Here is a 17,957-nt window from a genome sequence, read left to right on the forward strand (position 1 = left end):
GACACGTCGTGGCCAGCGCATGATTTTTTCGGCCTGCCGCACTCGGTGGTGTGCATCAGCTCCCTCTCGGCTTGGCCCTGGCGGTAGCCTCGGCCACCAGAGGGTCGTCCGGCCAGTAATGCTTCGGATAGCGCCCTTTCAGGTCTTTCTTCACCTCGGCATAGGTCGTGCGCCAGAAGCTGGCCAGGTCCTGGGTCACCTGCACCGGCCGACGTGCCGGTGACAGCAGGTGCAGCTTGACCTGCTGCCGGCCGTTGGCGATGCGCGGGGTATCGGCAAGGCCGAACAGTTCTTGCAGACGCACGGCGAGAATCGGCGGGGTTTCGCTGTAATCCAGGCGGATGTTCGAGCCGGACGGCACGGCCAGATGCGCCGGGGCCTGTTCTTCCAGGCGTTGCGGCAGCGGCCAGGGCAGCAGGTTGCGCAGCATCGACGGCAAGTCCAGCGCGGCAAAGTGGCTGAGGCGCGATACTTTGCTCAGGTAAGGCTGCAACCAGTCTTCCAGGCTGGCCAGCAGGGCTTCGTCCCCCAGGTCAGGCCATTCGCTGTGGCCATCCTTCTGCAGGTCGAGCTGACGCAACAGCGCCACACGTGCCTGCCATTGCCGCAGTTCCGGCGTCCAGGTCAGCAGGTTCAAACCTTTGCGCCGGACCAGGCCAAGCAGCGCTCGGGCCCTGGCTTCATCATCCAGCCCGGGCAGCGGCTCGCGGCTGAGGACCAGTTCGCCAACCTTCACCTGGCGCTCGGCGCGCAACACCTGCTCGCGCTCGTCCCAATCAAGGATATCGACCCGCTCGACCTGTTCGGCCAGCACACCCTCGAGCAACGCCGGATCGAATTCGGCGGCCAGATAGATCCGCTCCTCACGCTGCCCCTGGCGGCTACCCAGGTCGGCGATCACCAGCCATGGGCACTTCATCAATGCATCGACTTCGCCAAACAGGGCCGCACGGCCGTTGGCGAGCCGATACTCCGCCCCGCCCGCCCGGCGCTGCTGGGCGACCCGGTCAGGGTAGGCCAGCGCCAACAGGGCGCCCAGCCAGCGCGGGTGGTCCGGGTCGGCAACCGGTGCACCGACCTTGCCACGCAACAGGCCACGGTATTGCCGGGCCAGCTGACGAGCACGCTGCACACCCCCCTGGCCGCCACGCGCAGCCTTGCTCTCACCGCTGACCAGCGCAAGCCGGCTGTGCAAGTCGGCACCACCGCCACGCTGGATGTCCCGCTCCCCCAGCAGTGCAGCCACATCGCATGCCATCTGTGCCAGGCCCAGGTCCTGGCCGCGCAGCAACAAGTGCGCGATGCGTGGGTGAGCCGGCAGTTCGGCCATGGCCTGGCCATGTTCGCTGAGGGTGTCGCGGCTGCCCGGCCGGAAGGCGCTGAGTCGCGCCAACAGGTCCTGTGCCTGGGCGAACGCTGCAGCTGGCGGCTGGTCGAGCCAGCGCAACTGCTCGGGGGTTACACCCCAGCGCGCCAGCTGCAGGGCCAGCCCGGCCAGGTCGGCCTGGAGAATCTCGGCACTGCCATGGGCGGCCAGCTGGTCATGCTGGGCCTCGGACCAAAGGCGGTAGCACACGCCGGGCTCCAGGCGGCCGGCACGCCCAGCGCGCTGGGTGGCACTGGCGCGGGAAATGCGCTGGGTGTCCAGGCGGGTCATGCCGCTGCCGGGGTCGAAGCGCGGCACCCGGGCCAGGCCTGCGTCGATCACCACGCGCACGCCATCGATGGTCAGGCTGGTCTCAGCGATGTTGGTGGCCAGCACCACCTTGCGCAACCCCTTGGCCGGCGGATCGATAGCGGCACGCTGGGCATTGAGGTCGAGTTCGCCATGCAGCGGGCACAGCAGAATCTCGGGTCGCGCCCCCAGGGCGTCCTGAAGGCTTTGGTGAACCCGGCGGATCTCGGCTTGCCCAGGCAGGAACACCAGCACGCTGCCGGTCTGGTCAGCCAGCGCATGCAACACGCTGTCCACCACCCGTGGCTCGATGAACTCGCCTGGCTGGAACGGCCGCCCCCAGCGGATATCCACCGGATGCATGCGCCCTTCGCTGCTGACCACCGGGGCGTCGTCCAACAGCCGCGACAGGCGCTCACCTTCCAGCGTCGCCGACATCAGCAGAATCTTCAGGGGCGGGTCGTCACGCAGCAACTCGCGGCCGTTAAGGCTCAGCGCAAGCGCGAGATCGGCATCCAGGCTGCGTTCGTGATATTCGTCGAAAATCAGCAGGCCCACCCCTTCCAGCGCCGGGTCGGCTTGCAGGCGGCGTGTGAGGATGCCTTCGGTCACCACTTCAATACGGGTTTTCGGGCCGACCTTGCTGTCCAGACGGATGCGGTAACCCACCGTTTCCCCAACCTGCTCGCCCAGCTCACTGGCCAGCCGTTCGGCCGCTGCCCGCGCAGCCAGGCGCCGTGGCTCGAGCATGAGGATGCTCTGCCCGGCCAGCCACGGTTCGTGCAGCAGCGCCAGTGGCACGCGGGTGGTCTTGCCAGCGCCAGGCGGCGCTTCAAGCACCACTTCGTCACGGTTTTCCAGAGCCTGGCGCAGGGCGGGCAAGGCAGCATCAATGGGTAATGAAATCATGGTGGTCCTCGAACAGTCTCGCGAGTATAACGGCGAACCCAGCCTGCTCTATCATGGTCTTAGCATCAGGCGCAGGCGCTTCGCTTGCCCTGCTGAATACTTTTCGGAGATTTACATGCGTATCTCGACCCGCGTCATCGGTGGCGCCCTCATCGCCACCCTGCTGACCCAACTGACGGCCTGCGGCACCATTTTCTACCCGGACCGGCGCGGCCAGATCGGCGGCAAGATCGACCCTGTGGTTGCTGCAATGGATGCCATCGGTATCCTGTTCTACGTGATCCCGGGGCTCATTGCCTTCGGCATCGACTTTGCCACCGGCGCCATTTACTACCCAGGTGGCCGCACTGCCCAGGTTGACCCGGCCAAACTGCAGGAAGCCGTCAGCCCCGATGGCAAGGTCGACAACCTGAAGCTGCAAGCCATTCTGGAAAGCGAACTGGGCCAGCGCCTGCCGCTGAACGACCCACGGCTGATCCAGCACCGCGGCAGCATCGAACAACTGGCCAGTATGGGCCTGGTTCCGGCAGCCTGAGCCACACGGACACTGACCACGGATGATCACTACTCCGGCTGAACACCAGCGCCTGCTCCGCCTGGCCACGCGCGCGTCATTGGCGGTGGCCAGCATCTTGGTGCTGAGCAAGGCGCTGGCCTGGTGGCTGAGTGGTTCGGTGAGCCTGCTGGCCGGGCTGACTGACTCGGCACTGGACGCAGTGGCCTCGTTCCTCAACCTGCTGGCGGTGCACTACGCCCTGCGCCCGGCAGACGACGATCACCGGTTCGGCCATGGCAAGGCCGAGGCCTTGGCCGGTATGGCGCAGGCGCTGTTCATCGGTGGCAGTGCGGTGCTGATCGGGGTGCAGGCGGTCGAGCGCCTGTCCACCCCGCAACCGCTGGGTGATACCTCCATCGGTATCGCGGTGATGCTGCTGTCGCTGGTGCTGACGGTCGCCCTGCTGGCGCTGCAGTACAAGGTCATCCGGCTCACCGGCTCTACTGCGGTACGGGCAGATTCCCTGCACTACCGTTCTGACTTGTTGCTCAACGGCAGCATTCTGCTGGCCCTGTTGCTGGCGCGTTTTGGCTGGCCGCAGCTGGATGCGCTGTTCGGCCTTGGCATCGCCTTTTACATCCTCTGGAGCGCGTTGCAGATTGCCCGCGAAAGTACGGCGATCCTGATGGACAAAGCGTTACCCGGCGACGTTGGCGAGGACATGGCCGCGCTGGTGCTGGCCGTTGCAGGCGTGAAAGGCGTGCATGACCTGCGCACGCGCGTGTCGGGCAACCAGTGGTTTGTGCAACTGCACCTGGAGCTGCCGGGGCAACTGCCGCTGCATGAGGCGCACAGCTTGTGCGTGGAGGCCTCGCGGGTGATCCGCCAGCGTTACCCACAGGCGGACGTGATGGTGCACGCCGACCCGGTATGAGGTAATTAATCCCTACCCCTGCAGGGTTCAGTTGATGCTGTAACCCCGACCACTGAAACAGGCCCCCAGCGCCCGCTGGTAGTGGCTGAGCACAGTGGCCGCCGGTGCGTACGTCGCCGTCGCCGGGTCGAAGCCCGACTGGCTCACCGCCCAGCGATGGCACTGGTAGCGGTCCTGCTCCTGCTGTTCCTGACCCTGGCCATACATCGGATAGGCCACCACGTCATACCCACCATTTGCCGGGGCCACCGGCACGGGCGACGGCACGCCGACCGGCGGATTGACCACCACATATTCCTGGCTGTCTGCCAGGTACTGGTAATAGGTATCGGCCACCAGAAAGAACAGCGCGCCCCCCAACCACACTTCCCGCGCATAAGGCGGCAGGTAATTGACCCGCACGCCGTACGGCGGGGTCACCACGATGTAACTGCCCCCGTGCGGGCGGTACCAGTAACCCCCCGAGTAGAAATAATCAGCCCCCCGGTAGGGTACTTTCCAGTAGCGGTCAGAAAAATGGTCCACCGTGTGCCCCGGGCGATACTGCGGCCCAGGCCCCCAGCCATTGCCGTGGCCATCCGGGCGCCCGTGCCAGTCGCCACCGGGCCGTTGCCCCGGGCCACCGGCTTGCCAATGGTGATCATCACCGTGGCGGCGGGGAATGTCCTGGTAATACCCCTGGCGCGGCGGTTGGGTCTGGCGCACTTCGTCGCGCGAGTTGAGCGAGCGCCCCGGCCCACCCTCACCTTGCACCTGCTGACCACGTTCACCGGGCCCTTCGCCGGGCCCTTCAGCCAAGGCCCCAAGGCTGATGCTCAAACCCAGTAAACCAACACCTGCCAACTGCCAGATGCGCGACGTCATGGTGTTCCTCTCGGTAGAAAAAACTGCAACCAACGCCAGTCTACCGTGCCCACCACACAGGCCAATTAAAATTCCCGACATGAAAAAAGGGAGGCCACAGGGCCTCCCTTCAGGAATTGTCGTCCGTGCTCGGCACTTGTGGCGCCGGCTCACCTCACACCGTCTTCTGAAGGGTGTGTAGCCCGGGGGCCTGCAGATCCTGTTGGATGGCTGGCCGCGACCGCCCGCCTAGGGCGCGTCGCCGTGGACTGATGTCCGGGCAGTGATTCTGGTGATAAAGATACCGGACGGGTTGCGACAGAGGATTGCGAAGATTGCTCAGATAAATAGCACTTGCGCAATTTTTCACCCTGGATTGATAATTCGCAGCAATCCGAACAGAAAAGGCAAATGCCATGAGCAAACTTGACCGCTACGACCTGAGCATCCTCGCCGAATTGCAGCGCGATGCGCGCATTTCCAACCAGGAACTGGCCGAACGCATCGGCCTGTCGCCATCGCCATGCTCGCGTCGGGTCAAGCAACTGGAGGACGACGGCTATATCTCGCGCCAGGTGGCCCTGCTCGACCGCAAGAAGCTGGGCCTGAGCCTGACCGCCTATGTGTTGATAGGCATGGACCGCCACACCCCGGAGCGCTTTGAAACATTCGAGGCCGCCATCCGCAACCTGCCACAGGTGCTCGAGTGCAGCCTGGTCACCGGTATGGATGCCGACTATCAGTTGAAAGTGGTGGTGCCGGACATGGACCACTACCAGAAACTGCTTCTAGGCAGCCTGACCCGTATCGAAGGCGTCACCAGCGTGCGCTCGAGCTTCGTGCTCAACCAGGTGTTGGCCAGCACCGAGCTGCCATTGACCCACCTGCGTTAATTGCTTACCCAGCCGACGTATAATCGGACGCTCAACCCGCCTGGAGAACACCGATGGATCCCGCCGTATTCGAAGAATGGATGATGATCATTCTGGTCACCGTGTTGATCGGTTTCATGGGCTTCATCGTCTGGGACCTGGCAAAAAAGTCCAAGGCGGGTAAGTTCGGGACGCTGATCCTGTTCTTCGTGCTGGGCCTGGGGGTGCTGGCCTTCATCATCAAAAGCGTGGTGGTGGGGTTTCTGGAAGGCGTATAAAACATTTCGGGGCCATTTGCGGGCGTGCCCGCGAACAGGCCCTGACCTGAACTAAAGCTTGGCAGGGACCTCCCGCCAGCAACCCTGCTCCAGCCCATCCAGCGCCCAGTCACCAATCCGCACGCGCACCAGGCGCAAGGTCGGCAAGCCCACTGCGGCCGTCATCCGCCGCACCTGGCGGTTACGCCCTTCGCGAATCACCAGCTCCAGCCAGCTGGTCGGCACACTTTTGCGAAAGCGTACCGGCGGGTTGCGCGGCCACAGCTCGGGTTCTTCCAGGCGCCGCGCCTCGGCCGGCAAGGTCGGCCCATCGTTCAGCTCCACGCCATCACGCAAGCGCTGCAACTGCTCGTCACTCGGCTCACCCTCCACCTGCACCCAGTAGGTCTTGGCCAGCTTGTGCCTCGGATCGGCAATCCGCGCCTGCAACCCGCCATCGTTGGTCAGCAACAGCAAGCCTTCACTGTCACGGTCCAGCCGCCCGGCCGGATATACGCCCGGGATGTCGATGAAGTCCTTGAGCGTCGCGCGCCCTTCACCGTCGCTGAACTGGGTCAGCACGTCGAACGGTTTGTTGAACAGGATCAGGCGCGGCTCGGCGGGTGGCGCCTTGGCCTGGCGACGCGGGCCGGCGGCAGGCCGCGCCTGGGGGCGGCGCGGCTTGTTACGGGGTGGCAGTGACATGGATCCTCAGCGGAACGGCGGCTCATCGAAGCTGCGCAGTTTACGCGAGTGCAGCGAGTTCAGCTCGGTGCGCAGCAGGTCGAGGGCAGCAATGCCGATCTTCAGGTGCTGGCTGACCGCTCGGTTGTAGAAGGCGTTGGCCGAACCTGGCAGTTTGATCTCGCTGTGCAGCGGCTTGTCGGACACACACAGCAAGGTGCCGTAAGGCACGCGCAAACGGTAGCCCTGGGCAGCAATGGTGCCGCTTTCCATGTCCACCGCCACGGCACGCGACAGGTTGATCAGCGGGCGTTCCTGGGCCCAGCGCAACTCCCAGTTGCGGTCGTCGTAGGTCAGCACGGTGCCGGTGCGCAGGCGCTTTTTCAACTGCTCGCCACGCTCGCCAGTGACCTGTGCGGCAGCCTCCTGCAAGGCCATCTGCACTTCGGCCAGGGCCGGGATCGGGATATTCGGCGGCACGACCCGGTCGAGAATGCCGTCACGGCGCATGTAGGCGTGTGCCAGCACGTAGTCGCCGATGGTCTGCGACTGCCGCAGGCCGCCGCAGTGGCCGATCATCAGCCAGCAATGCGGGCGCAGCACGGCCAGGTGATCGGTGATGTTCTTGGCGTTGGACGGGCCGACACCAATGTTGACCAAGGTAACGCCATTGCCGTCGGCGGCGATCAGGTGGTAGGCCGGCATCTGGAAGCGGTGCCAGACCACGCTGGCCACCAGAGCCTGGGTTTCGCCATGGTCCATGCCCTTTTCGATCACGACGTTGCCCGGCAGCACCATACGCACGAAGCGCGAGTCGTCACGCAGCTGTTCCAGGCCATGGCTGATGAACTGGTCGACATAGCGGTGGTAGTTGGTCAGCAGGATCCACGGCTGTACATGGCGCCAGTCGCTGCCGGTGTAGTGCACCAGGCGGCGCAGCGAGAAGTCGACCCGCGCGGCATCGAACAATGCCAGTGGCATGATTTCAGCATGGTCCCAGTCGTACAGGCCATCAGCGATGTTGTCGGTGGCCGCCGACAGGTCGGTGCTGGGGAACACCCGCGCCAACTGCGCAGCAGTAATGCCGCTGCCAGCCAATTCGTCGCCCTGGTCGACCACATAGGGGTAAGGGATGTTCTGCTCGCTGACGCCGACTTCTACCGTAACGGTGTAGTCATGCATCAGCGGGCGCAGTTGCTCCAGCAGGTAGCCACGGAACGCAGCGGGCTGAGTGACGGTGACGCTGTAGGTGCCGGCAACCTGGACCTTGGCATAAGCGCGGGTGGTGGCGGCGACTTCGCCATGGCTGTAGTAGGTCAGGCGCAGTGCCGGGTAGCGGAACAGGTCGCGCTCATCGGTATCGGGCTCGGTACGGTCCTTCAGGTAACGCTTCAGGGCCTGACTCAGGGCACCTGTGGCCTGTTCATGCAAGGCCGCCAGACGGTCGACGGCCTGTTCGGGGGTATCAACGACTACAAAAGCGTGGCTCACACTGTGCTTCCTGTCTGGACATGCATGTGATCCATCTTGCCTGCCTTCTTGGTTAAATACACCCCCATTGATCGGTGTTGGGTGCATTCGCGGGCAAGCCCGCTGCTACAGCGGCCAGGCAGGCGTAGCCCTGGTTACCAATGCCATCACATCCACACCTCGCGGCAGCGCCCCGTACACCCGGCCACCACCGGCCAAGCGGCTGCCGATAAACGCATCACTGACCTCCGTATTCCCCGCCTCCAGCAGCAGCTTGGCCTGCAACGCCAGGGCAATATCCTCGGTCAGTTGCCGCGCGCGGTACTGCATGTCACCGGTGTCGGCAAATGCCCCCTTGAGGTTGCCGATATGCGCTGCCAGGCGCGGGTCGCCATGCCCGTCACCCAGCTCGACAAACAGTGCATCGAGTACGCCCGGCTCCTTGGACAAGGCCCGCAGCACATCCAGGCACTGCACGTTGCCCGAGCCCTCCCAGGTCGAGTTGACCGGTGCCTCGCGGTACAGCCGTGGCAGAATGCTGTCTTCCACATAACCCGCGCCACCCAGGCATTCGGCGGCCTCGTTGATCATGGCCGGCGCACGTTTGCAGATCCAGTACTTGCCCACCGCCGTGACCAGCCGGGCGAAATGCGCCTGCTGCGGGTCGTCCAGTTGCTCCAGCGCCTGGCCCATGCGCAAGCTCAGGGCAAGCGCAGCCTCGCTTTCCAGGGCCAGGTCGGCCAGCACGTTCTGCATCAGAGGTTGCTCATTGAGCACCCGCCCGCCGACCTTGCGATGCGCGCAATGGTGGGCCGCCTGCGTCAACGCCTGGCGCATCAGTGCGCTGGAGCCGACCATGCAGTCGAACCGGGTCATGGCGACCATCTCGATGATGGTCGGCACGCCGCGTCCCTCTTCGCCAATCATCCACGCAAGCGCACCGCGGAACTCCACCTCGCTGGAGGCGTTGGAGCTGTTGCCCAGCTTGTTCTTCAGGCGCTGGATATAGAACTGGTTGCGGTTGTCATCGGGGCGGTGGCGCGGCAGCAGGAAGCAGCTCAGGCCTTTTTCGGTTTGCGCCAAGGTCAGGAAAGCGTCGCACATCGGCGCCGAGCAGAACCACTTGTGGCCAACCAGCTCATAGGCCTGCCCCGGGCCCGGCGCACCGACCGGATAGGCCCGGGTAGTGTTGGCGCGCACATCGGTGCCGCCCTGCTTTTCGGTCATGGCCATGCCCAGGGTGACCCCGGCCTTGTGCCGGTCGCCAATGTTGCGCGGGTCATATTCGCAGGCAAGGACCTTCGGCAGCCAGTATTCAGCCAGCTCAGGCTGCAGGCGCAATGCCGGCACGGCGGCAAAGGTCATGGTCAGCGGGCAGCCGGTGCCGGCCTCGGCCTGGCTGTGCAGGTAGGTCATCGAAGCCCGTGCAACATGGGCGCCAGCACGGGGCTCGGCCCATGGCAAAGAAGGCAGGCCATGTTCGACGGCGGTACGCATCAGCTCATGGTAGGCCGGGTGGAACTCGACCAGGTCGATGCGATGGCCATAGCGGTCGTGGCTGCTGAACTCGGGTTTGTGCGCGTTGGCCAGGAAGCCTGCCTGCATCAGCGGGCCGCCGGCCAGGGCACCATAGGCGTCGATCCGCGACTCGGCCCAGCCCGCGCCAAAACGCCTTGACCATTCTTGCAATGGCAGGTCGAGGCGGTACAGGTTGGCACCGTCGAGCGGCGGCGGCTGGTTGGTGACTTCGTGGGTTTCAGCGTACTGGTGCAGGCTCATCGGGGGCTCCTGGATCCGGGTAGGCTTGAAAGACCCAGTGAAGCACTGCTTGCGGGGTAGTCAAAGGGGTATTAATGACTAAACGTGTGGTTGCTGGCGTGCGCGCGCGCGTAGGAGCGGGTTTACCCGCGAATACGGTGGTGGCGGCAACGGTGAACGGCGGGTGGATATTGGCCAGCAGACCCGGCCCTTTCGCGGGTGAACCCGCTCCTACAACGAGCGCCGCGCCTGCAACATGTGCGGGCTCATCTGCGCCTGCGAAATCGCCATGTTCAAACTCAACTCGAAGCGGCTACCCAACCCGCGCGTCGATTCATGTGCCAATCTGGCCCCCAGCAACTCTCCCATCTGCCGGCAAATCGACAACCCAATCCCCAAACCGCCATACCGCCGGGTCATCGAACCGTCGACCTGGAAGAACCGCTGGTACAGGGTCGACTGCTCCAGATCATCGAAACCGATACCGCTGTCGCTGACGGTAAAGGTCAACGCCAGATCATCCGGCCCCACCCGGCGGCCGCGCACCTGGATCATCACACCGCCCTGATGGGTGAACTTCAAACCGTTGTCCACCAGGCAACCCAGGCAGTGCGCCAGCTTCTGCCCGTCACCGAGCAACCCGTCCGGCAGGTCGGCCGGAATGTCCAGGCTCAGGTACAGGCCTTTGCCCAGCGCCTGCCCCGCATAACCGGCGCGCAAGCCCTGCAACAGGCTGCGTAGGCTGAACGGTGCCGGCTGCGCCCGCAGGCGGCCGGCCTGCAGTTCGGACAGGGTAAGAATGGCATTGACCATATCCATCATGCCTTGGGCAGACCCCACTGCCGTGTGATGGTACTGAGCCATTTCGGTATCCATCGGCAGGGTGTGCATCAGCTCGAGCGAGCCAATCACTCCGTTCATCGGGGTACGCAGCTCATGAGTCACGCTGGCGAGGAACTCGTCCTTCAGGCGATTGCTCCTGGCCAGTTGCAGGTTCAGTTGCTCCAGCGTACGCCCAGTGTCGCGCAAGGTCTGCGCCTGCTGCTCGCGCAGGCTGTTGATGCGGTCGGCCAACGCCAGCGACAGCAAAGCCACTTCCAAGGCCGAACCCAGCTGGCTGGCATACATGGTGATGAACACGTTCGGCAGGTAGCCCAGCACCATCAAGGTGTTGACCAGGCCACCCAGCAGGAACGCCGTCCAGGCGATGATGAACCAGCGCGCCACTCGCAAGCCGCGCCACCAGGCATACAGGCCGGCGCTGAAGACGCTTATGGTGAACAGCAGCGCCAGCAGCGTCGCCATGCGCAGCGCAATGCCGTAGGGCATGCTCACCGCCAGTACCATGACCAGCGCGCCACCCAGCATCAGCAGTTGCAACAGGCGGTCGAAACCACGGTTGATGCTGCCCAATTGCAGGAAGTGCCGGGCGAACTGGCAACCGAACAGGCCGGCAGCACCGATGAACAATGGCGTGGAGGCATTCGCCCACCAAGGGCTGTCTGGCCAGAAATAGGCTACACCGGCGCCATTCACCGAGACCTGGTAAAGGCCGAACGAAGCGATGTAAAGGATGTAATAGAGGTAGCTGACGTCACGCACGCTGAGGTAGATGAACAGGTTGTACACCAGCATCACCAGCAACACGCCGTAGATCATCCCCAGCACATACAGGCGCGTGGGCTGCTCTTCCAGATAGGCTTCAGGGGACCACAGCGCCAGCGGCGCTTGCACCGAACCCTGGCTTTGCAGCCGCAGGTACGCAGTGGTCACCTTGCCAGGTGGCAGTTGCAGTTCGAACAAGTAGTTGTTCTGCCGGATCTGCCGGCTGTCGTAGGGCAAGGCATCGCCCGTGCGCTGCGCCAGGCGGTACAAGCCGCTGCTGTCAGGCAAATACAGTTCGAGGTGATCCAGTGGCGGATAGGCCAACTCCAGCAGCCATTGCCGCGGGGCTGCGCTGGGCGCGGCAACGGGGCGCAGTTCGACCTTGAGCCAGAACACCGAGGTGGAGTAACCGGCGTTCAGCACATCCTCATGGTGGGGCTGAAAGTATTTGGCAAACCCGGGGGCACTGACCTGAGCGATGCTGGCATTGCCATCGGGGTCTTCATAAACCTGCATGGCCTTGCCCAGTGGGAGATGCCGGGTAGCGTCGTCGAAATCGACCGCTCCGGCCAGCACGGGCAGCAAAACCCATAAGCACAATCAGCAAATAGCGCATACAGCCCCAGCATGGCCTGCCCGGTCGCGTCGCGGTAGCCTCCAATCCGTTTGAGACGACGTGATCCTGCAGCACCCGTTTGTCGAGTTATCCGAGCACTCTAGCATAGCCTCACAACCTGGCAATCGGCCACATAAAAACACAAAGAAAAGGCTCTAAATCAATGCTTTCAATAGAAAAACAAACGACAACCTGACCGATCGATCAGTAAAACTCGTTTGTCGGACGATCCGCCCAAACAGGTTTGGTGGTAAGCTCGCCGACCATGAATACCTACAGCTCCCGCCCCGTTGTCCTCTGTCTCTCCGGCCACGACCCCAGTGGCGGCGCCGGCTTGCAGGCAGATATCGAAGCCCTGATCGCCCAAGGCTGCCACGCTGCACCTGCAGTGACCGCCCTGACCGTGCAGGATACCGTCAACGTTTCCGACTTCCGCGTGCTCGACCGCGAGTGGGTGCTGGCCCAGGCCAACGCCGTGCTGGCCGACTCCACGGTGGCCGCCGTCAAGTTGGGCATGCTCGGCTCGATCGAGATGGTCGACACCGTCGCCGAACTGCTGGCCGCCCACCCCCACCTGCCGCTGGTCTGCGACCCGGTGCTGCGTGCCGGTGGCGGTGGCCGCCTGGGCAAGGACGAAGTGGGCTATGCCCTGCGCGAACGCCTGCTGCCGCTGGCGACCATCGCCACGCCGAACCTGCCCGAAGCACGCATCCTCGCCGAACTGCCCGAAGGCAGCGCTGACGAATGTGCCGAGAAACTGTTGCCGTTCTGTAGACACCTGCTGATTACCGGCGGTCACGGCGACGAAGACGAAATCCACAACCGCCTGTACACCCAGGACGGCCAGCACTTCACCTGGACTTGCCAGCGCCTGCCAGGCAGCTACCACGGCTCGGGCTGCACCCTGGCCAGCGCCCTGGCCGGCCGCCTGGCGCTCGGCGAGCAGCTGGAAAGCGCCGTGCGCACCGCCCTGGACTACACCTGGCGCACCCTGCGTGACGCCGAGCAACTGGGCAAGGGCCAATACGTGCCGCGCCGCCTGCCCCTGGACTTCTGCTCCTGATACGAGGCCTTCAATGAAGCTACGCGGTCTGTACGCCATCACCGACAGCCAGCTGCTCGCCGGCCGTTTCCTGTCCCATGTCGAGGCGGCCCTGGAAGGCGGCGTGTGCCTGCTGCAGTACCGCGACAAGAGCGACGATGCAGCGCGCCGCCTGCGTGAAGCCGAAGGGCTGATGAAGCTCTGCGAGCGTTACGGCACCCAGTTGCTGATCAACGATGACGCCGAACTGGCCGCCCGCCTGGGTGTCGGCGTGCACCTGGGCCAGACCGACGGCCCGCTGACCCCGGCCCGCGCACTGCTCGGCCGTCAGGCAATCATCGGCTCCACCTGCCACGCCAGCCTCGAACTGGCCGCCCAGGCGGCCAGCGAAGGCGCCAGCTACGTGGCCTTTGGCCGCTTCTTCAATTCTGTCACCAAGCCGGGCGCGCCCGCTGCCAACGTCGGCCTGCTGGAGCAGGCCCGCGCCCAGGTGAAACTGCCGATCGCCGTGATCGGCGGCATCACCCTCGACAACGCCGCCCCGTTGGTCGCCCACGGCGCCGACCTGCTGGCGGTGATCCACGGCTTGTTCGGTGCCGACAGCGCGCAGGAAGTCACCCGCCGCGCCCGCGCCTTCAACGCCTTGTTCGCATCCTGATTCGAGAGATACTTCCATGTCCCGTTCCGAAGCCCTGTTCGCCCAAGCCCAGAAGCACATCCCTGGCGGCGTCAACTCGCCAGTCCGCGCTTTCAAGAGCGTTGGCGGCACGCCGCTGTTCTTCAAGCATGCCGAAGGCGCCTATGTCGTTGACGAGGACGACAAACGCTACGTCGACTACGTCGGCTCCTGGGGCCCGATGATCCTCGGCCACGGCCACCCGGACGTGCTGGACTCGGTACGCAAGCAGCTGGAGCACGGCCTGTCCTACGGCGCGCCGACCGCCATGGAAACCGAGATGGCCGACCTGGTCTGCTCGATCGTACCGTCGATGGAAATGGTGCGCATGGTCAGCTCGGGCACTGAAGCCACCATGAGTGCCATCCGTCTGGCCCGTGGCTACACTGGCCGTGACGCCATCATCAAGTTCGAAGGCTGCTACCACGGCCACTCCGACAGCCTGCTGGTAAAAGCCGGCTCCGGCTTGCTGACCCAAGGCGTGCCAAGCTCGGCAGGCGTGCCAGCGGACTTCGCCAAGCACACCCTGACCCTGCCGTTCAACGACATCGCCGCCGTCGAGAAGACCCTGGCCGAAGTTGGCCAGACCGTGGCCTGCATCATCGTGGAGCCAGTGGCCGGCAACATGAACTGCGTACCACCGGCACCGGGTTTCCTCGAAGGCCTGCGCGAGCAATGCGACAAGCATGGCGTGGTGCTGATCTTCGACGAAGTGATGACCGGTTTCCGCGTCTCGCTCGGCGGCGCCCAGGGCCATTACGGCATCAAGCCGGACCTGTCGACCTTCGGCAAGATCGTCGGTGGCGGCATGCCGGTAGGCTGTTTCGGCGGCAAGCGTGAAATCATGGGCTGCATCGCCCCGCTCGGCCCGGTCTACCAGGCCGGCACCCTGTCGGGCAATCCGCTGGCCATGGCCGCCGGCCTGACCACCCTCAAGCTGATCAGCCGCCCAGGCTTCCACGCCGAGCTGACCGACTACACCAGCCGCATGCTTGACGGCCTGCAGCAACGCGCCGATGCCGCTGGCGTGCCATTCGTCACCACCCAGGCCGGTGCCATGTTCGGCCTGTACTTCAGCGGCGCCGACGATATCGTCACCTTCGAAGACGTGATGGCCAGCGATGCCGAGCGCTTCAAGCGCTTCTTCCACCTGATGCTCGACGGTGGTGTATACCTGGCACCGAGCGCATTCGAGGCGGGCTTCACCTCCATCGCCCATGGCGACAAAGAGCTGCAGATCACCCTGGATGCGGCTGAGAAAGCCTTTGCTGCCCTGAAGTGATGGCCAGCCTGTACCGGCCTCTTCGCGAGCAACCCCACGCCTACACTCATGAAAGCGACACCCCCTTGTAGGCGCGGGTTCACCCGCGAAGAGGCCGGCACAGGCAATAATTACGCACGCACAATCAGCTGACTTCCCCAACCAAGCAGAAATTCGAGTAAAACTTTGTAAGGTTGGCGCTGCTTATCCCATAATGTGCCACCAGAGACATTGGCCGCAGCTTTGCAGAGGTAAGTCGATCCCCATGAACCGCACCGGCCGCGCCCTGACCCTGGGCTGCCTGTTGCTTCTTCAGCCCCTGCTAGCCCTGGCGGAGGGCGGTAACTCGTTGCTGATTCCGGCGGCGGGCCGCTGCACCTTGAACGTTCAGCCTGAAGACCTGGCAAACGCCCTCAAGGCCTGCGAGCAGACGGCGACTGCGGGGGATGCCCAGGCGCAATTCGAACTGGGCGAGTATTACTACACGCAAACGCCAAAAAACCTGGGCAAAGCCCTGGACTGGTTCCAGAAGGCATCGCTGCAAGGCCAAGCCGACGCCCAATACCGTCTGGGTGCCATGTTCTTCCATGGCGAAGGGGTCAAGGCCAACAACGTGCAGGCCTACATCCTGCTGAAAATGGCTGCGGTCAATGGCGCCGAAGATGCGCTGGACATGGCCGACGAAGTGACCGAGCAAATGCCCCGTGACGAACTGGAGCATGCCACCCAGGTGCTCGGCCAGATTTTCCGCAAGTACCTGCTCGAACTGCAGAACGCCGAAGGGCGCACGCCGTTCTCGCCGCTTCCCTGAAGGTCACTTTTCCGGCATTGGCATCGGGAACGGCATCACATTGCCGCCGCCCTTGGCCTCGCTGATCTTCGCCGTGCCCAGGCGCTCCACCTCATCGATGCGCACAATCGAGTGCATCGGCACGAAACTGCGGACCACTCCGTCGAACTGGCTCTTGAGCTTCTCCTCACTCGGGTCCACGACCAGTTGCGAGCGCTCTCCGAACACGAACTCCTCGATTTCCAGAAAACCCCACAGGTCACTCTGGTAGATCTGCTTGGCGTACATCTCGAAGACCTGACCCTGGTTCAGGAAGATCACTTTATAGATGGCGGGTTCGCGTTTGCTCATGTTCGGCCAGATAACACATGCGTAAGAAAAGGTGGGCATGATACCTGTTCTGGCCTGTTCACGGGTGAACCCGCGCCCACAGGATCCCCACCGGCCTTGCAGGAGCGGGTTGGCCAGGGGGAAGCCAGAACAGCCCGTACATACCGTTGAACGTTTCAGTGCTTTCGCCACTGCCATTCAAGGGTTATTCTTGAGTTCAACTCCATCGCCGTCGAGCGGCTAAAAACGACCTTGAACGCACCCATAGAACCCCATCGTTTCATCCTCGAACCCTTCGAGGCCCACCGTTTCGCCAACTTGTGCGGCCAGTTCGACGAGCACCTGCGCCTGATCGAACAGCGCCTGGCCATCGAGATCCGCAACCGCGGCAATCAGTTCGAACTGATCGGCGAACCCAGGACCACCTCCGCTGCCGAACAGCTGCTGCGCCGTCTCTATCGCGAGACCAAGGCCACCGACCTGTCACCGGAAACCGTGCACCTGTACCTGCAGGAGTCGGCTGTCGAAAACATCGACAACCCGGCCGTCAACGAGGTCAGCGTGTCGCTGCGCACGCGCAAGGGCAACATCCGCCCGCGCGGGCTCAACCAGCAGCGCTACGTCAAGGAAATCCTGGCCAACGACATCAATTTCGGCATCGGCCCGGCCGGTACCGGCAAGACCTACCTGGCCGTAGCCTGCGCCGTGGACGCGCTGGAGCGCGAACAGGTGCGCCGCATCCTGCTGGTGCGCCCGGCGGTCGAGGCGGGTGAAAAGCTCGGTTTCCTGCCCGGCGACCTGGCACAGAAAATCGACCCGTACCTGCGCCCGCTGTACGACGCCCTGTACGAAATGCTTGGCTTCGAACACGTGGCCAAGCTGATCGAACGCCAGGTGATCGAAATCGCCCCTCTGGCCTACATGCGTGGCCGTACCCTGAACAACAGCTTCATCATCCTCGACGAAAGCCAGAACACCACGCTCGAGCAGATGAAGATGTTCCTGACCCGCATCGGTTTCGGCTCTACCGCGGTGATCACCGGTGACATCACCCAAGTCGACCTGCCCCGTGGCACCAAGTCGGGCCTGGCGCACGTCATCGAGGTGCTGAAGGACGTTCCGGGGATCAGCTTTACCCATTTCCAACCCAAGGATGTGGTTCGTCACCCACTGGTTCAGCGTATCGTCGAAGCCTACGACCGCTTCGAAGCCCGCCAGCCCAAGCCCGAGGCGCCCGGCAAAGATGCTTGAACTTGATATCCAACGGGCCACGGATGCTGCCACTCCAGAAGACGCCGCCTTGCGCCGCTGGTGCGAATTGGCGTTGCGCCAGCGCAGCGCCGACTCGGAAATGACCATTCGCCTGGTCGACGAAGCCGAAGGCCGCGAGCTGAACCACACCTACCGGCACAAGGACTACGCGACCAATGTGTTGTCGTTCCCGGCCGATGTGCCCGATGACCTGCTCGATATCCCGCTGCTGGGCGACCTGGTCATCTGTGTAGCGGTGGTCGAGCGCGAAGCGGCCGAACAAGGCAAATCGCTGGAAGCGCACTGGGCGCACCTGGTCATCCACGGTTGCCTGCACTTGCTCGGCTATGACCACATCGAGGATGAGGAGGCCGAGGAAATGGAAAGCCTGGAACGGGAATTGCTGGCAGAACTGGGTCACCCTGACCCGTATGCCGATGATGAAACCGACTCAATCACACACTGATACACGAAGGATCACGAGAACC

At 63.8% G+C, this 17,957-nt stretch carries 16 protein-coding genes and 1 pseudogene; 10 read left to right on the forward strand and 7 right to left on the reverse strand.

Annotation, left to right across the window (positions count from 1 at the left end):
- Positions 1–55: 55 nt before the first annotated feature.
- Positions 56–2,584: an ATP-dependent helicase HrpB gene (gene hrpB / locus ACZ889_RS00735; protein ID WP_476257119.1), complete on the reverse strand. Its 2,529-nt coding sequence runs from the start codon at positions 2,582–2,584 to the stop codon at positions 56–58.
- 115 nt (positions 2,585–2,699) lie between these two features.
- On the opposite strand from hrpB, the gene ACZ889_RS00740 reads away from it, so the two are divergent.
- A complete protein-coding gene (locus tag ACZ889_RS00740; protein ID WP_003249801.1) occupies positions 2,700–3,119 on the forward strand; it encodes a hypothetical protein in 420 nt (139 codons plus the stop codon).
- Between the two features lie 22 nt (positions 3,120–3,141).
- A complete protein-coding gene (locus ACZ889_RS00745) occupies positions 3,142–4,014 on the forward strand; it encodes a cation diffusion facilitator family transporter (protein WP_003249799.1) in 873 nt (290 codons plus the stop codon).
- A 27-nt stretch (positions 4,015–4,041) separates the two neighbouring features.
- Here ACZ889_RS00745 and ACZ889_RS00750 read toward each other — a convergent pair whose 3' ends face one another.
- Positions 4,042–4,878 carry a DUF6515 family protein gene (locus ACZ889_RS00750; RefSeq protein WP_004576861.1) on the reverse strand — a complete coding sequence of 279 codons (837 nt, stop codon included), beginning with the start codon at positions 4,876–4,878 and terminating at the stop codon, positions 4,042–4,044.
- Positions 4,879–5,273: 395 nt separating this feature from the next.
- Between ACZ889_RS00750 and ACZ889_RS00755 the strand changes: the two genes are divergently transcribed.
- Positions 5,274–5,750, forward strand: coding sequence for an Lrp/AsnC family transcriptional regulator (locus ACZ889_RS00755; RefSeq protein ID WP_003249795.1), 477 nt, complete (start codon positions 5,274–5,276; stop codon positions 5,748–5,750).
- A gap of 53 nt (positions 5,751–5,803) precedes the next feature.
- Entirely contained in the window at positions 5,804–6,007 is a 204-nt protein-coding gene (locus ACZ889_RS00760) for a DUF2788 domain-containing protein (RefSeq protein ID WP_003249787.1), read from the forward strand.
- 51 nt (positions 6,008–6,058) lie between these two features.
- Here ACZ889_RS00760 and ACZ889_RS00765 read toward each other — a convergent pair whose 3' ends face one another.
- The 4 genes and pseudogenes from ACZ889_RS00765 to ACZ889_RS00780 form a co-directional block, all read right to left on the reverse strand.
- The gene (locus ACZ889_RS00765) at positions 6,059–6,691 is read right to left on the reverse strand and encodes a pseudouridine synthase (protein ID WP_476257120.1); all 633 of its coding nucleotides are present in this window, start codon (positions 6,689–6,691) and stop codon (positions 6,059–6,061) included.
- Positions 6,692–6,697: 6 nt separating this feature from the next.
- Positions 6,698–8,161: an AMP nucleosidase gene (gene amn, locus ACZ889_RS00770; protein ID WP_003249782.1), complete on the reverse strand. Its 1,464-nt coding sequence runs from the start codon at positions 8,159–8,161 to the stop codon at positions 6,698–6,700.
- A gap of 105 nt (positions 8,162–8,266) precedes the next feature.
- The gene (locus ACZ889_RS00775; RefSeq protein ID WP_144000449.1) at positions 8,267–9,919 is read right to left on the reverse strand and encodes an acyl-CoA dehydrogenase family protein; all 1,653 of its coding nucleotides are present in this window, start codon (positions 9,917–9,919) and stop codon (positions 8,267–8,269) included.
- 210 nt (positions 9,920–10,129) lie between these two features.
- Positions 10,130–12,119 (reverse strand): annotated as a pseudogene (locus tag ACZ889_RS00780) (sensor histidine kinase).
- Positions 12,120–12,384: 265 nt separating this feature from the next.
- Here ACZ889_RS00780 and ACZ889_RS00785 point away from each other — a divergent pair.
- The 4 genes from ACZ889_RS00785 to ACZ889_RS00800 all read left to right on the forward strand — a co-directional run bounded on the left by ACZ889_RS00785 (position 12,385) and on the right by ACZ889_RS00800 (position 15,909).
- Positions 12,385–13,182 carry a hydroxymethylpyrimidine/phosphomethylpyrimidine kinase gene (locus ACZ889_RS00785; protein WP_003249777.1) on the forward strand — a complete coding sequence of 266 codons (798 nt, stop codon included), beginning with the start codon at positions 12,385–12,387 and terminating at the stop codon, positions 13,180–13,182.
- A gap of 13 nt (positions 13,183–13,195) precedes the next feature.
- The gene (gene thiE, locus ACZ889_RS00790; RefSeq protein ID WP_004576913.1) at positions 13,196–13,819 is read left to right on the forward strand and encodes a thiamine phosphate synthase; all 624 of its coding nucleotides are present in this window, start codon (positions 13,196–13,198) and stop codon (positions 13,817–13,819) included.
- A gap of 16 nt (positions 13,820–13,835) precedes the next feature.
- Positions 13,836–15,119, forward strand: a complete 1,284-nt coding sequence (hemL, locus tag ACZ889_RS00795) for a glutamate-1-semialdehyde 2,1-aminomutase (protein ID WP_003249773.1) — start codon at positions 13,836–13,838, stop codon at positions 15,117–15,119.
- Between the two features lie 244 nt (positions 15,120–15,363).
- Positions 15,364–15,909 carry a tetratricopeptide repeat protein gene (locus ACZ889_RS00800; protein ID WP_014592525.1) on the forward strand — a complete coding sequence of 182 codons (546 nt, stop codon included), beginning with the start codon at positions 15,364–15,366 and terminating at the stop codon, positions 15,907–15,909.
- Positions 15,910–15,912: 3 nt separating this feature from the next.
- Here the strand turns inward: ACZ889_RS00800 and ACZ889_RS00805 are convergent, their stop codons facing one another.
- Positions 15,913–16,239, reverse strand: a complete 327-nt coding sequence (locus ACZ889_RS00805; RefSeq protein ID WP_003249769.1) for a DUF1820 family protein — start codon at positions 16,237–16,239, stop codon at positions 15,913–15,915.
- Positions 16,240–16,470: 231 nt separating this feature from the next.
- On the opposite strand from ACZ889_RS00805, the gene ACZ889_RS00810 reads away from it, so the two are divergent.
- Both ACZ889_RS00810 and ybeY read left to right on the forward strand, forming a co-directional pair.
- Entirely contained in the window at positions 16,471–17,469 is a 999-nt protein-coding gene (locus ACZ889_RS00810) for a PhoH family protein (protein ID WP_014592526.1), read from the forward strand.
- Positions 17,462–17,935 carry an rRNA maturation RNase YbeY gene (gene ybeY / locus ACZ889_RS00815; RefSeq protein WP_047604689.1) on the forward strand — a complete coding sequence of 158 codons (474 nt, stop codon included), beginning with the start codon at positions 17,462–17,464 and terminating at the stop codon, positions 17,933–17,935. Before ACZ889_RS00810 ends, ybeY begins: the two co-directional genes overlap by 8 nt.
- The last annotated feature ends 22 nt before the right edge of the window (positions 17,936–17,957 follow it).

The organism is Pseudomonas sp. TE3895 (assembly GCF_056278855.1).